13 protein-coding genes are annotated in these 14,223 nt (G+C 41.4%); 6 read left to right on the top strand and 7 right to left on the bottom strand.

Annotated features, from left to right (window positions below; genetic code table 11):
* Positions 1-180: 180 nt before the first annotated feature.
* Together H5185_RS17465 and H5185_RS17460 are read right to left on the bottom strand one after the other, a co-directional pair.
* Complete coding sequence (locus H5185_RS17465) at positions 181-1,083, bottom strand: hypothetical protein (RefSeq protein ID WP_220494490.1); 903 nt, start codon at positions 1,081-1,083, stop codon at positions 181-183.
* A gap of 443 nt (positions 1,084-1,526) precedes the next feature.
* On the bottom strand, positions 1,527-1,955 hold the full coding sequence (locus H5185_RS17460; RefSeq protein WP_124015721.1) for a DUF413 domain-containing protein: 429 nt from the start codon (positions 1,953-1,955) through the stop codon (positions 1,527-1,529).
* A 108-nt stretch (positions 1,956-2,063) separates the two neighbouring features.
* On the opposite strand from H5185_RS17460, the gene hdfR reads away from it, so the two are divergent.
* Positions 2,064-2,918, top strand: coding sequence for an HTH-type transcriptional regulator HdfR (gene hdfR / locus H5185_RS17455; RefSeq protein ID WP_182696946.1), 855 nt, complete (start codon positions 2,064-2,066; stop codon positions 2,916-2,918).
* Positions 2,919-2,935: 17 nt separating this feature from the next.
* Here hdfR and H5185_RS17450 read toward each other — a convergent pair whose 3' ends face one another.
* A complete protein-coding gene (locus H5185_RS17450; RefSeq protein WP_124015723.1) occupies positions 2,936-3,307 on the bottom strand; it encodes a diacylglycerol kinase in 372 nt (123 codons plus the stop codon).
* Between the two features lie 313 nt (positions 3,308-3,620).
* On the opposite strand from H5185_RS17450, the gene H5185_RS17445 reads away from it, so the two are divergent.
* Positions 3,621-4,469 (top strand): DNA ligase, encoded by an 849-nt coding sequence (locus H5185_RS17445; protein ID WP_124015724.1) that lies wholly within the window; start codon positions 3,621-3,623, stop codon positions 4,467-4,469.
* A gap of 147 nt (positions 4,470-4,616) precedes the next feature.
* Positions 4,617-5,102, top strand: coding sequence for a low molecular weight protein-tyrosine-phosphatase (locus H5185_RS17440; protein WP_182742728.1), 486 nt, complete (start codon positions 4,617-4,619; stop codon positions 5,100-5,102).
* A gap of 74 nt (positions 5,103-5,176) precedes the next feature.
* On the opposite strand, the gene ylqF is transcribed toward H5185_RS17440, so the two are convergent.
* A complete protein-coding gene (gene ylqF / locus H5185_RS17435; protein ID WP_124015726.1) occupies positions 5,177-6,118 on the bottom strand; it encodes a ribosome biogenesis GTPase YlqF in 942 nt (313 codons plus the stop codon).
* A gap of 131 nt (positions 6,119-6,249) precedes the next feature.
* Entirely contained in the window at positions 6,250-7,089 is an 840-nt protein-coding gene (locus tag H5185_RS17430; protein ID WP_124015727.1) for an isopenicillin N synthase family oxygenase, read from the bottom strand.
* A 165-nt stretch (positions 7,090-7,254) separates the two neighbouring features.
* Between H5185_RS17430 and H5185_RS17425 the strand changes: the two genes are divergently transcribed.
* Positions 7,255-8,172: a bifunctional methionine sulfoxide reductase B/A protein gene (locus tag H5185_RS17425; protein WP_182742727.1), complete on the top strand. Its 918-nt coding sequence runs from the start codon at positions 7,255-7,257 to the stop codon at positions 8,170-8,172.
* A gap of 87 nt (positions 8,173-8,259) precedes the next feature.
* Here H5185_RS17425 and H5185_RS17420 read toward each other — a convergent pair whose 3' ends face one another.
* Positions 8,260-9,816, bottom strand: coding sequence for a SulP family inorganic anion transporter (locus H5185_RS17420; RefSeq protein ID WP_182722251.1), 1,557 nt, complete (start codon positions 9,814-9,816; stop codon positions 8,260-8,262).
* Positions 9,817-10,009: 193 nt separating this feature from the next.
* Complete coding sequence (rne, locus tag H5185_RS17415; RefSeq protein ID WP_182742726.1) at positions 10,010-13,384, bottom strand: ribonuclease E; 3,375 nt, start codon at positions 13,382-13,384, stop codon at positions 10,010-10,012.
* 452 nt (positions 13,385-13,836) lie between these two features.
* On the opposite strand from rne, the gene H5185_RS17410 reads away from it, so the two are divergent.
* Both H5185_RS17410 and H5185_RS17405 read left to right on the top strand, forming a co-directional pair.
* The gene (locus H5185_RS17410) at positions 13,837-14,022 is read left to right on the top strand and encodes a hypothetical protein (protein WP_182696940.1); all 186 of its coding nucleotides are present in this window, start codon (positions 13,837-13,839) and stop codon (positions 14,020-14,022) included.
* Positions 14,012-14,223, top strand: a 212-nt coding sequence (locus H5185_RS17405; protein ID WP_259396246.1) for a S4 domain-containing protein, incomplete at its 3' end; no start/stop codon positions are given. The genes H5185_RS17410 and H5185_RS17405, both read left to right, overlap by 11 nt.

The raw sequence follows: 14,223 nt of genomic DNA, 5'->3' as shown, positions 1-14,223 counted from the left end.
CAGCAGCGGTTTGCAATAGCGTGTTAGACATTATGTGCCTCATGAACTGGGCTGAAAAAGACTTTTAAAATCTATAGTTAAATAAATATAGCAATAATAGCAGGGGTTATACCATCCTATTATGAGGATACAAATTAAAAAAAAGCACCCTAGGATGCTTTTTTTGTAGATAACGTGATATTAAAACACATAAGAGACAGCAAACATTGGCCCAGTAAAGCTGTAGTTAATATTATAGTCAAAGGTACGTTGCTCAATATTGCCGATATTACGTGTCTTTTCGATAGTAACGTCGACATCATAGTAGTTATATGCCAATTTTAGCGACCAGTTATCACAAATTTTTGCTTCGACCCCTAAACGGACATCGACAAGCGATCCATCTACATCATCATATTTGATTGAAAAGTAATGCGCATGAGCATCAAATATCCAGCCAGGGTAAAACTCGTAAGATCCATAAAGACCGATATCAGGCAAAGGAGCCGTTATCGTTTCATCGATAATTTCTGGCGTTGCTACTGAATTACTGCATAAGGTTGAATCTGGAACACAGATGCCTATGGTGCCTTTAAAGGCCGTTTCGATAAACATGGCGTGTAAACCTAGCGACACACCAACCGCGTAATTTGTACCTTGCCAGACATCATAACCGTACCCTATACGCAAAATGTCTATATTCAGTAAGGTATTGAGTTTCGAGCCAGTTTCAATCAGGTAATCTTTACCATCAATATCTTCAAGAATAAAATCTTGTGATACCGTTTCTGTATCTGCTTTGCGATCCAACGATTTCCAATCAATATAAATGTTGTGGCGTTGGTTGAAAGAAAAGGTAAATTCAAAATAGGGTAAGTATTGTGCTTCAGCTAGAAGAAGTTCGTCTTCAAAGTCCACCGGGAATGTACCGCCGGTTTTAGGGTTTGTGGCAATAAAGTTTGAATCGGAGTTGGCATAAAACACACCGATATCAAGAGTATATCCATCAGTAAAAGTTGTGCTTTGTATTGATGGCTCGGACTCAGCATAAGCCGTTCGAGTGATGAGTATCAACAATACTATATAAAAAAAAGATCTTATCATTGAAACTCCGCACTTATTATTTTTACTATCACAAGATATGCGTCTTCATATGATGTTGTTGTCAAATCTAATCCCTAATCTATTGTATGCAGATATCCAAAATAAGAATTATCAAATGCATACTCAAAAACATCAAATTTATATAAATAGGACCAACCGTTCATTAGCCATACTAGCACTTTGTTACTAGATGTGAAATATTTGTATGTGTTTATTGCGCTAAATCAAGTTTTCAGCAGTAGTTTGAAGTCAAAGGCGCAAAAGCAATCATTTTGACTGCAAGGCCTTATGGGGTTGGGCGTCAGAGTGTTGACGTTACAGTGGTGAGTGGCAGTAATGTGGCAAAACGAAAAGTAGAGTAGAATATTGACCCTACTTCTTCGTTAGATATGTAGCTTAAGTGTTAACGTTTGCAGGAGTTTGTTTTAGTCACTAACCAGAGTTTATTCTGGCTCGTCGGTGTCAGAAACTTCTTCTTCAACATCGTCAAATTCAATTTCAACTTTAGAACTTGCTGGCGCATGAATAGTACCAACGACAGCATAAAACGGCTTACCTTTTGCTAGACGGCAATACTTAGACCACAATAACTCCATTGGTGTTGTTGCGGGTAACATGCCTTGAAGAACGCGAATAAACTGGTCTTCGTCAACATTACAAGGTAATTGCGAGCCATCGGCTAGATTTTTCATTGCTTGACCGTGTTGTTCAAGCAAGTCAGCTTCCTTACTGGTAAAATCACCACAACGCTTAAACCCCATAGGGAAATTCGCGTCATCATAGAAGCGTTTAGTTGACTGAAAACTGTTGCTATGACCATTGGAGTTAGCATCAATACCTTGTTTTGCATTGATAAATGATTGCTGAGACATGGCTAATACCTTCTAAATTGTGAGATATAAACATTTGCAACTGGAGTATTGGCTAGTATTATCATTTTTTAAATCAAAATATTTTGTCCTTAATGGTAAAGAATTTTTATGGATACAGATTTATTAAAAACCTTCTTAGAAGTATCTCGTACTCGACACTTTGGTAAAGCGGCTGAAAATCTCTACCTTACCCGAAGTGCTGTTAGTTTTAGGATAAAACAGCTAGAAGGTATTTTGGGGATAGAGCTGTTTGAACGTTTGCGTAACAATATTCAACCTACCCCAGCAGGTGAGAGAATGTTGGGCCATGCTGAGGCGGTGCTTAATGCCTGGGAGAGGGCAAAACAAGATATTATTTTAAATCAGCAGCACAATGCTCAGTTGGCTTTATCGGCTGGTAATAATATTTGGGATGCTTATTTACAAGGTTTTTTACAGCCACTGCATTTAGGTTTGGAAGGTGTTGCTTTGAGGACTGATGTTTTGTCTGCATCAGTGATGACTCGCCAGCTTATTGAACGCACTTTAGATATTGCGATTACCTTTGATCCTCCAAAACTTGATGGGGTCACATTAGTTAAGCTTGCTCAAGTAAAACTGTATCTAGTGTCCAAACAGCAGGGCGTTAAGCTGGCTCAAACGGCTAATTTACCTTATATAAAAGTCGATTGGGGCACAGCCTTTAATATCACTCACGCCCAAGATTTTACCATGTTGCCTTTACCTGTACTGCATACCAGCTCAGCTCGCATGGCATTGGATTTTATGTTGAATAATAGTGGCTGTGCATTTTTGCCTGAAGCACTCATTCAACCCTATTTAGATAACGGCACTTTATCTCGCGTAGATGATGCAAAATGTATCTATCGACATGTGTATGCTGCTTATTGGGCTGAAAATGAAAGGCTTGCCTATATTGAACAAGCTATTTCAATGTTAACAACAGCTAAACTCACGGTTTAGTATTTACTGGGCAGTTGTTAGAACACTAGTGGCCAAATAATGATCCCCCAGGTGATAGTACACAAGACGAGACTGATGAATACTGCTGCTGAAGCAATATCTTTCGCTTGACCACTAAGAGGATGAATTTCATCTCCGACGCGATCTACAACTGCTTCAATCGCAGAGTTTAATAATTCGACAATCAAAACAATTAATAGGGTCATGATAAGTAGAATGCGTTCAGTTGCACTGATATTGAGTAATAGTGCAACAGGGAACATTAAGCCGGCCAGTACGGTTTCTTGTCTAAATGCGGCTTCATGTTTCCATGCAGACTTTAGCCCCTTCATTGAAAATCCCGTTGCTCGAAAAATGCGCTTTAGACCATGATTATTCTCAGGTTTCATTAAGTAAATTATCTTTTTGGTTTTAATTGTGCAGATTGTAACATTCCATTCATAGGCTTCCAGCAGTAATTTAACTTTTTGATGAGTTAAAGTTACAAGATAATAGCGATTTCAATCATCAATAATGTCCTCAGTCGGTGTTGATTCTACTCGTCTTTCGCTTCAGCTTAAGTGGATAATTCTTAGTTTTGTACTAAGCTTAAGAAGGTTTAAGTCAAGGTCGTGCTAATCATAAAATTAATGCCAGCTTATGATTCTTATTGGTAATGAGTGGCCACCTTGATATGGATTTGATTAATTGCAAGGATTGCATATGCCTAAGATACCCTCGGTTATATTTTCACTGATGATTGCACTGTATAGTTTAACAACGCACAGTGCTGTTTTATCTAAACCTCCCATCCAGTTAGCAACACAATATCAACCAGATATTACCGTCGCTGAGTATTTAGTCAGTGAAAAACTTGATGGTGTGAGAGGTTATTGGGATGGTCGTCAAATGCTGACTCGTAGTGGTCGAAAAGTGGTGTTACCAGCATCATTTACCTTGGGCTTTCCTGAAGTGGCTATTGATGGCGAACTCTGGTTAGGGCGTAATCAGTTTGAGCATATTTCAGCATTAGTTAGGCGTCTGGATACATCCGCTGAAGATTGGCAACAAGTAAAGTTTATGATGTTCGACTTACCAGATCATCCTGGCACTTTTGTTGAACGCTATTTAGCGATGCAAAAATGGGCTGAGCAAACTGATCCCACTCATTTACAGGTTATTAAGCAGGACACAGTAGCGACAACAGAGGCACTGTTCGATCGACTTGATAGTGTTGTGAATGCCGGTGGGGAAGGATTAATGTTACATTTTAAACAAGCTCATTATGCCGTGGGGCGCAGCGAGTATATTGTTAAACTCAAACCTAAATACGATGCTGAAGCCGTGGTCATTGGTCATACCCAAGGAAAAGGTAAATATCGAGGTCAATTAGGCGCGTTAATTGTAAAAACGCCAGCTGGAATTGTGTTCAATATTGGCAGTGGTTTTAGTGATAAACAGCGAGAAAATCCGCCGTTAATTGGTTCAGTCATTACTTATCAGTATTTAGGCTTAACTCAAAAAGGCACTCCAAGGTTTGCTAGTTTTTTGCGCGAACGGCCATCACAATAGTCAGCTCTTTTACATTAACTCAAATGTCACTGTGCCTGCACATTACGCTTGAGTTAACATGAGTAAAGTCGAGCTGGTGGATACACAATGACAAATCAGATCGTTAACTCTGTGCTGCATGCAATCTGGATATAATGACGATGATAAATGATGGATGATAAATATCTTTTGAACGTTCACTCTGTGCTATTCGTCTGTATGGGCAACATTTGCCGTTCGCCAACAGCAGAGGCTATCTTTAGGCAACTAGCTAAGCAGCATTCACTTCAGCTTGAAATCGATTCTGCCGGCACCATCGACTATCACCAAGGTCATTCTCCTGATCGTCGCAGCATGATTGCAGGCCATAAGCGTGGACTTGATTTTACCGATATGAAGGCTCGACAGGTCATTGATGCTGATTTTGAGCACTTTGATTTAATTTTAGCGGCAGATGTTTCTAATTTAGCTGAGTTAACTGAGCGATGTCCCGTGCATTTACGGTATAAGTTACAGTTGATGTTAAGCTTTGGAGACTCTGCGGTTAAAGAAGTGCCTGATCCATATTATGGTGGTGAAAAAGGGTTTGAGAGGGTTATTGACTTGCTTGAGGCTAGTTTAACGGCATTAGCAGTATCACTAGCTTCACATTGAAATGTATCACTATGACAATAAGTTTTTGAATGACTAGGCCGTATATGTATTAACAACCTAGTCGTGGATCGGGCTTAATCGTTATAACGTTTGCCAGATCGTTTTAGTTTCTCTTGTTCTATCTTTTGTTGTTTGATCAGTTCTTTTTCAGCCAGCTTACGCGCGACTTCAACTTTCTCGACTTCAGCCATTGCCGGTGTTTCAAGGCTTAATAAGCCAATTTTACCTGAGCGGTACTCATGCAGTAATAGTTCAGAGACCTTATGGTAATCAACACGCCCACCAGGACGGAGTGCTCCGCGAGAACGGCTAATGGCTTCGAGTAATTCAATATCACTGTCAGGCAGCGATTTAAGCTTATAACGCTCGCAAATTTCGTCGGGGTAGGCTTTAAGAAAATAAGCTGCAGCAAACATGGCCACATCTTCGTATTCCATTGCTGTGTCTTTAATTGCACCAGTGACCGCTAGGCGATAACTGCTGGCTTCGTTATCGACTTTAGGCCATAAGATCCCTGGCGTGTCTGACAAAACGATACCGTTACGTAAGTTGATCCGTTGCTGATTTTTAGTTACCGCGGGTTCATTACCTGTTTTAGCAATAGTGCGGCCCGCTAGGGTGTTAATAATTGTTGATTTACCGACGTTAGGAATGCCCATTATCATGGTACGAATATCTTTTTCCATGGTGTCACGGTGCGGCACTAGTTTGCGACAAAGATCAGGAATACTTCTTACCATTCCCGGTTGTAGGGTGGTGATTGCCGATGCCTGTACACCTTGCTCACGCTCTAGGTATTCAATCCACTGAGCCGTAATTTCTGGATCCGCTAAATCAGATTTATTGAGCAGTTTAATACAAGGTTTATCACCGCGAAGTTGTGACACCATTGGGTTTTCACTGCTGTATGGAATACGTGCATCGAGCACTTCAATAACGAGATCCACTTGAGGCATCGCCTCCTCGATCTCTTTACGTGCTTTGTGCATGTGTCCTGGATACCACTGAATTGCCATGATGTTGCCTTATAAATCGGAGAGTAAATAACAATAAATACAAAAGTGATATTCTACCTCGTAAGTGGATTAAATGCATAAAAAAAGCGCCTTAAGGCGCTTAGTATCGTTGTTAAATACACTATGAGTGCTTAAATCACGCCTAATTCGCGTAATCTTTCCATCAAATAGCTATCAGCCGTATAACGCTCAGATAACACCACTTGTGGATTTGGGTGTAAAAACAGCGGTAACGAGATACGAGACTTGGTTTTGTCTGTGCCTTGAGGATTGATAACTCTGTGAGATGTTGATGGGAAATAGCCGCCTGAGGCCTCTTGTAACATGTCGCCGATATTAATAATAATGCTACCAAAATCACTTGGCACATCAATCCATTCACCTTCTTTAGTCAGCACTTGTAAGCCAGGCTCATTCGCTGCTGGTAACAAGGTAATTAAGTTAATGTCTTCATGCGCAGCAGCACGGATTGCGCCCATTTCCTCATCTCCTTTCATTGGAGGATAATGAAGAATGCGTAACAAGGTTTTTTGGCTTTGCGCAATCATGTCGGGTAACGGAATACTATATTTAGCCGCGACGTCTGCAGGTGTGTACTGTTCAATCCAGCTCAGTAATTCAGACGCTAGCGCATTAGCGTGTTCGTAGTAAGCAAGGATATTCGCCTTTAACGACTCTGGAATGCGTCCCCAAGGGTATACGTGGTAATATTCTTTGATATCTTTTACGTTATTGCCTTTAGCCGTTTCAGAAATTGATGCGGGAAAGAAGCCATCATGTGTTTCAGCTTTAAACAAAAAATCATTTTTTTGTTCTGACTGAAAGAAGCTATACCACTCATTGTATATATCTTCAACAAGCTGCTTTTGAATTGGGTGGTTAGTAAGTACACCAAAGCCGGTTTCGCGCAGTGATTCAACAAAATGTTGGGCACTATTAGGTGCTTGGTAATCAATTGTATTTAGTTTCATTATGTATTTCTTATTAGTGTGTTGACCCACCGTAATGGTAACCTTAGTCACACTCTGCCGCAATTATTTGCGTGATATCACTCCATTTTGATTTGAGCTGAAATGATTGATGACACGTATTCATTATTACTAGACTGTGGCAAACAAACTCAACGAGATCTGACCATGAATAATTTAACTGAATTTGAACAGTATGTGATCGAGCAAAAAGGCACCGAGCGTCCTTTTAGTGGCGAATTTGTTGATCATGATGCACAGGGTGTGTATTTATGTAAAAAATGCCATGCACCACTTTATAAAAGTGAGTATAAATTTAATGCTCATTGTGGCTGGCCAGCATTTGATGATGAAATTAAGGGAGCAGTAAAGCATACACTCGATGCTGATGGTCACAGAACCGAAATTACCTGCGCACAATGCGGTGGTCATCTAGGCCATGTGTTTGAAGGAGAACATTTAACCGATAACAATATCCGTCATTGTGTCAATTCGGTATCAATGATTTTTAAAGGCATTGATGAGCTTTCAGCATCAAATTTAGCTACGCCTTCTTTCGAAAAAGCGACCTTTGGTGCTGGCTGTTTTTGGTGTGTTGAAGCTATCTTCGCTCAGCTTAATGGCGTGCAAAGTGTTAAGTCTGGTTATTGTGGCGGTGATGCTAAAGATGCCAATTATGATGCGGTATGTTCCGGTAAAACAGGCCATGCAGAAGTCGTTCATATTGAATTTGATCCCACGGTTATTCAATATGACACACTCCTTAGTGTATTATTTGAAAGCCACGATCCGACCACACTTAATCAGCAGGGAAATGATAAAGGGCCACAGTATCGTTCAGCTATTTTTGCGCATAACAGTGATCAAATTGATACCGCTAACCGATTTATTAACGCCTTAACTGAACAACAAGTGTGGTCTAGACCGATAGTCACTGAAATAAGTGCATTTGATACATTCTACCCGGCTGAAAGTTATCATGATGAATATTTCACTAAACACGGGCAACAACCTTATTGTCAGCTAGTGGTTAAGCCTAAGTTTGATAAAGTGATGAGTAAGTTTGCTGATAAACGTAAACGTTAAATCAGTATTTTTTGCAGGTACAAAGACTCACGATAGAAAAAGGGACTGAATATTCAGTCCCTTTTTATTGATTAGCGTATTAATCGTTTAATCCAATTTATCATCGGCTACTTTATAGTGCGGATCTTCAATAAGGTTAACTTCAACTAAATCACGTGCTTTATGCAGTAGTGCTTTACAATCTTGGCTTAAGTGACGTAAGTGCAACCGCTTTCCTGCCGTAACATAACGTTCAGCTAAGGTATCAATCGCTTCTAATGCGGAATGATCTGCCACGCGTGAATTTTTAAAATCAATAATCACATCTTGGTTATCATTTTCAGCATCAAACAGTTCAAGAAAGTTTGCCACTGAACCAAAGAACAAGGGGCCATTTAAGCGATATATTTTCCAGCCGTTATCATCTTCAGTTATGTCAACATTAATGTGCTTTGCGTGTTCCCATGCAAATACTAAGGCAGATACAATTACACCGACAAACACTGCAAAGGCCAGATCGGTAAAAACAGTGACAGTGGTGACTAATATAATCACAAATGCATCATGCTTAGGCACTTTGTTCATGAATTTGAAGCTGGCCCATTCAAAAGTGCCTATGACCACAATAAACATGACACCAACTAATGCTGCCAGTGGAATAATTTCGATAAACGCCGAACCAAACAGAATAAATGCCAGTAATGCTAATGCTGCCGTGATGCCAGATAAACGACCTCTACCGCCAGAGTTAATGTTAATCATTGACTGGCCGATCATCGCGCAACCACCCATAGCACCAAAGAAACCACTAGTAATGTTGCCCACACCTTGGCCGACACATTCTTTGTTACTTTGGCCACGAGTATTGGTCATTTCGTCAATCACTGTTAGCGTTAATAATGACTCAATTAATCCTACCGCGGCTAAAATACAGGCATAAGGTAATATGATGTAAAAAGTGTCAAAGCTAAATGGCACGCTAGGGATGGCAAATGAAGGCAAGTTACCTGCAATAGTTGCAGCGTCATTGCCACTCATTGTTTTTAGAAAATCCAATACATTACTGGTTTCTAAATTGAAACCAACAGTAATCGCCGTTACCGTTAAAATAGCCACTAAGGATGAAGGCACTGCTGTGGTTAACTTGGGTAAGAAATGGATAATAGCCATGGTTAAAACCACTAAAGCTAGCATGATCATTAAGGGTTCTTGTGCCATCCAAATCATGTTGCCCGCGGCGTCTTTGACTTTAAATTGACCGAGCTGGGCTAAGAAAATTACAATCGCTAATCCGTTTACAAAACCAATCATCACTGGGTAAGGTACGATACGGATAAATTTCCCGAGTTTGAATACGCCCGCTAAAATTTGAATCAGTCCTGCTAACACCACTGCGGCAAATAAGTATTGCACTCCATGTTCAATTACCAGTGATACCATGACCACAGCCATAGCACCCGTGGCACCAGAAATCATGCCAGGCCGACCACCAATTAATGCGGTGATTAGTCCCATAATAAAGGCGGCATAAAGCCCGACCATAGGTTCAACATGAGCGACAAATGCAAAAGCAACGGCTTCAGGTATTAGGGCCAGCGCAACAGTTAATCCTGATAAAATATCGGCTTTGCTACTGCTTGTTTTATGGCGAATAAGATCGAACATTTAACCTCTGTTTTCATTGGTAAGTTAATAAAAAGTGATCAGTATATTAACAAAAAATACTCGTTGGCTGAACTGTGACATCCCTAATGTGATGTTCTAATTCGCTGAGGTATTTTTTATTAATCTTTTCAATAAAAAAGCCATGCTTAGCATGGCTTAATAAATGATGGGGCTAGTGAACCCCTAATTAATGCTACTTTGCCGGGCGTGCCATATCAGCTGATGCACTGTTGTTTATTGCGACTTTTGGCGCACTAGTTTCAGTTGCTTGGGCTTCATAAGTACGTCCTTGAGGCACCGCTTTCTGTTCACGAACATCCACTGTAGGTTTAGTCATGTCAGATGACACCATAGAACCGAAGCGACTTGCTTTTACAGGTGCTTTTGCTGCTGTAGTGGTGTCAGTAGAAACAACAGTCTCTACTGCAGGCGCAACGTCTTTAGCAGCAGGTTTAGCTTGACGAACGATTGCCGCAGGCTTGGCCATTGGTGCCGATGCATTAGATGTAACGGCTTTATCTTGTTTGCTTTCTGCGGTTGTTTCCATCGCCTCTAACGATGCTGCCTCAGCGACTAACGCTTGTTTAGCTGGAGCATCAATAGGAGTTTTAGCGATTTCAACTGCTGCAGTTTCGATTACGTCAGCTGTGTTGACTACCGGAGGCGTTTCAGCTGCTTGCTCTTTTGCTGCAGGAGTGTCTGCGACAACGTTAGCTGGCTCAACATCAACCTTAGTCTCTTCAGTATTAGTCACTTCAGTCTTTTTAACATCAGCCTTGACGACTTCTGCCGCTGGAGTAACTGTTGCTGCATCAGTGGCAGTCACAGGCGTTTTAACCTGAGTTTTGGTTTTAGCTTGTTCAGCGTCTAACTGCTTCTCTAGCTCATCATTAGGTGTGAAAACGGCTTGTTGTGTCGACCCCGTTTCATCATCACGACGACGGCGTTGACCAGCAGCACGTAGGTGGCGAGGGCTACGACGACTACGACGTTGACCTTCACGACCTTCAGCTTCACTTTCTGATGCCGTGTCATCGGTATTCGCGCTTTGCTCATCAGTTTCTTTTGCAACATCAGAGTGGGTCGCAACCTTTTCATTAACAGTGTTGTCTTCAGCTGGAGCCGCTTCTGTTTTCACTTCAACGTCAGCTTTCACTTCAACAGCTGGAGTGTCTGTTTCAACTTGGGCAGTAGAGGTAACCTTGGTGATTTCTGTTGCTACATCAGCTGCTTCAACCGCCGCGCCTTCTGCTACTTCGGTCGTTTGCTCTGTTTTCTCTTTACGAGGCTGACGTCGGCTACGTGGTGCTCTAGTCTCTGATTTTTTATCATGAGATGCTTTTGGCTCAACATTGTTGGCTTCAGATGCGATCAGTTCTACTGATGATTCAGTTGATTTACTATCAATAACCTCGGTGGTTGATAATGCTTCATTCTGTTCACTTTCAATACGCACTTTACGACGCATGTTACGACGTTGGCGACGCTCTCTAGCGGCTTCTTGCTTTGGTGATTTCTCTACAGTGGCCTTAGGTTCTGCCACTTTAGCGTCAGCTACTTTGGTTTCGCTAACGGGTAATGCTTTGTCAACTTTGTCAGCTCTTGGTTTATTTTTAGCGTTGTCATCTTGAGCAGTATTTCGACTGTTTCGCTCATTACGCTTGTTCTGAGGACGACCTTCAGTGGTGTCTTTCGATTTGTCACTGTCATTGCGTTGACGACGGCTATCATTGCGCTTGTCATTGCGGTTACCACTATCGTTACGTGTCTCATTACGACGAGTGTTACGACGTGGGTTAGTCTGAGTGCTGTCTTTAGTCTGCGCTGTCGCTTTGGTATCTTTAACCTCAGTTTCATTAGCAGAGAATAGGGCGCTGATTGCTGAGATGACTCGTGAAAACAATCCTGGCTGAGTAGATGCTGTCGCAGGGGCAACATTTACAGGTGCAGTTTTGACGAGATCTTCTGCAGCTTTTTGTGGGGCTGCAAAGCCTTTTAATGCTGGCTCTGGTGATGCCGCGCGCTCTAGTTTACGAGGCTCATACAGTTTTGCTGCTGGCTGTTCTACGCGCTTATAGCTTGATTCACTGACTTCATCGTCACTCTTACGACGTACCACACGGTAATCTGGGGTTTGCATGTGTGCATCTGGAATGATGTACACTTCAACTTGATGACGCTCTTCAGTAATACGGATCGCTTTACGCTTTTCGTTTAATAAGAAAGCCGCCACATCAACTGGCACAATCGCTTCGATTTGTGTGGTGTTTTCTTTAATGGCTTCTTCTTCCATTAAACGTAAAATTGATAGTGCTAATGATTCAGTACTGCGAATAGTACCTTGGCCATGACAACGAGGGCATAAATGTGCTGCAGACTCTTCTAGTGATGGACGTAAGCGTTGACGCGACATTTCCATTAAACCGAAACGAGAAATACGGCCCAATTGTACACGTGCACGGTCATGGTGTACGGCATCACGCAAACGGTTTTCAACTTCACGCTGATGGCGAACAGGGGTCATATCGATAAAGTCGATAACCACTAAGCCACCTAAATCGCGAAGACGTAATTGACGTGCAATTTCATCAGCTGCTTCAAGGTTTGTGTTCAGTGCAGTTTCTTCAATATCACCGCCTTTAGTGGCACGGGCAGAGTTGATATCAATAGACGTTAATGCTTCTGTGGGGTCAATAACAATTGATCCGCCTGATGGTAAACGCACTTCACGTTGGAATGCCGACTCGATTTGAGACTCGATCTGGAAGTGAGTAAATAGAGGCACTTCAGAGTCATATAGTTTGACGCGTTCGACAAAATCAGGACGAACTAAACCAATGTGCAGTTTAGCTTCTTCAAAAATTCGTGGATGATCGATAAGGATTTCACCCACATCACGACGTAAATAGTCACGAATAGCACGAACAATGACGTTGCTTTCTTGATGAATTAAGAAGGGGGCAGCCTTGCTTTGAGCGGCTTCTTGAATCGCATCCCAATGATGTTGTAGTACTTTCAAGTCCCACTTTAGTTCTGTTGACTCTTTGCCTACACCAGCCGTACGCACGATTAAGCCCATACCATTAGGTACTTCTAGCTCAGACATCGCTTCTTTAAGTTCGGTGCGCTCATCACCTTCGATACGACGAGAAATACCGCCAGCACGAGGGTTATTTGGCATTAAGACTAGGTAAGAACCAGCAAGACTAATAAAGGTAGTTAATGCAGCGCCCTTGTTGCCACGTTCTTCTTTATCGATTTGAACAATGACTTCTTGGCCTTCTTGCAGGACTTCTTTGATGTTTGGACGGCCTTGGAAGGAATATCCTTTAGGGAAATATTCACGACCAATTTCTTTTAGAGGTAAAAAACCGTGACGATCTGCACCGTAGTCAACAAATGCGGCTTCAAGTGACGGCTCTACGCGAGTGATTTTACCTTTATAGATATTTGATTTTTTCTGTTCATGACCAGGACTTTCGATGTCTAGATCATACAGTTCTTGCCCATCAACTAGGGCTACGCGCAACTCTTCTGATTGAGTTGCATTAATTAACATACGTTTCATGATGACGTGATTCTTCTAAATGAGGTCATCAAACAACACGATCTTTCTGCATTACGGGCCTGAATTAATCGGTATAACCTCACGGCTAGATCCAGGCAATTAGGTGCTCATTACTGTAAAACGCAGTCACTGCGTGTCGCATCCTATTTATGGCTTATTTTCTAGTGTTTACAAAAACAAGGAATTCGTTGACTTACAACCAACCCCATAAATTATGGTATTTTAATCCGTTAATGCCCAAGTCGAATCGGTTTGTTTGATAACAAGCTAAAATGTTGTTCGAATTTGGGGCGATTTACCACAGTTAAATTAAAATCTTTATTGAATACTTACGGTTTAATTGTACAAACGGTTTCTTATCGTTTTTTAATAAATACAATTTGCAAATCAATGATTTGCTACCGGTTAGGTTCATTTTTATAACTGCTAGTTTTTCGCATTTGGTGAAAGTTGTGAACACTTTATCCACTGTTTACTCTCAACCTGTGGGCAAATATAGCAACAATCGCTATTTTCAGCAATCAAAAGCCCATATTCTTTCGCGTATTTATTTGAAGTCCAATGCGGCAATAGCCAAGCATTTACCAGATAAGGTACACTATTACGGTTACTACTATATGGCGCATCATGAATACTGAAACCACCCCCCAAGTTGAATACGTGACTATCGACGAAGATCATTTTGAACAACGCATCGATAATTTTTTGCTGACTAAATTAAAAGGCGTACCGAAAAGCATGATCTATCGGATTGTGCGCAAAGGCGAAGTGCGGGTAAACAAAAAACGCATCAAGCCAGAATATAAATTACAAATCGGAGACATCGTTAGGGTTCCGCC

It is taken from the genome of Shewanella sp. SG44-6 (assembly GCF_014164185.1).
In the GTDB taxonomy this organism is placed as follows: domain Bacteria; phylum Pseudomonadota; class Gammaproteobacteria; order Enterobacterales; family Shewanellaceae; genus Shewanella; species Shewanella vesiculosa.
This window is presented reverse-complemented; position numbering and strand designations above follow the sequence as displayed.